The sequence below is a fragment of the Aequorivita antarctica genome, assembly GCF_007997155.1.
Taxonomy (GTDB): domain Bacteria; phylum Bacteroidota; class Bacteroidia; order Flavobacteriales; family Flavobacteriaceae; genus Aequorivita; species Aequorivita antarctica.
This window is the reverse complement of sequence record NZ_VORT01000046.1, coordinates 1-889: the sequence shown is the minus strand read 5'-3', so window position 1 is coordinate 889 and position 889 is coordinate 1. Positions and strand designations below refer to the sequence as shown.

Genomic DNA, 889 nt, shown 5'->3' with positions numbered 1-889 from the left:
TTGCCATAAGATGAACGATATATATGCAATGGCAGGAATAACAAAACAAGGTTTTTATGGCCGTTTATCGCGGGCCAAGGACCTATTTGAAAAGGAAGGTACGATCATTGAAATGGCCAGAGAGATTAGAGTGAACCACAAAAAGATGGGCTGCCGGAAGATTTTTGATGAGATCAAGCCCTGTGGGCTTGGCCGTGACCGTACAGAAAGGGTTCTGTTGAACAACGGTTTTAGGATACCGCGCAAGCGCAACTATCAAAGAACTACCTATGCTGGGGAGCGGTTTTATGACAACCTAATCAGTGGGAGTATTATAACGGACAAGAATCGGCTGTTCGTGAGCGATATCACCTATATTCCCATTGGATACAGGAATCATTACTATCTCACGTTAGTATTGGATGTCTATACGAGGTATATAAAAGGATGGTCGCTCTCAAGAACCATGATAGTTGAGGATACCGTGGAACCCTCTTTCCTGATGTCAATCGAAGGTATGAACGATGAAGATCTCAAGAAGCTGGTCTTCCACTCTGACAAAGGATCGCAGTACGGCAGCGATATAATGAGGTCGCACTATAAGCGCACCGAGGTAAATCCAAGTATGGGAGGAAAGGCATGGGAAAATGCACATGCCGAATCCTTAAATGGAATATTAAAGAATGAATATATTAACTTTGAGAATATAAATATACCCTTTAAAACGGCTAATAAAATGCTATCTAAATGGATCTATCTCTATAATAACGAAAGGCCACATGGTTCATTAAATAAAATGAAACCAACAGAATTTGAAACTTATGTTGATAGCTTAACCAATAAGCATAAACCAAAATATAAGATAAACTATTAACCAGAAAAAAGGCAACCTTAATCAGGCAAGCTCAAA

1 protein-coding gene is annotated in these 889 nt (G+C 39.8%); it reads left to right on the top strand.

Going from position 1 to position 889, the window contains the following annotated elements:
- Positions 1 to 853 (top strand): IS3 family transposase (locus ESU54_RS17670; RefSeq protein ID WP_317046633.1); only part of this gene is annotated, 853 nt, incomplete at its 5' end.
- Between the last annotated feature and the right edge of the window lie 36 nt (positions 854 to 889).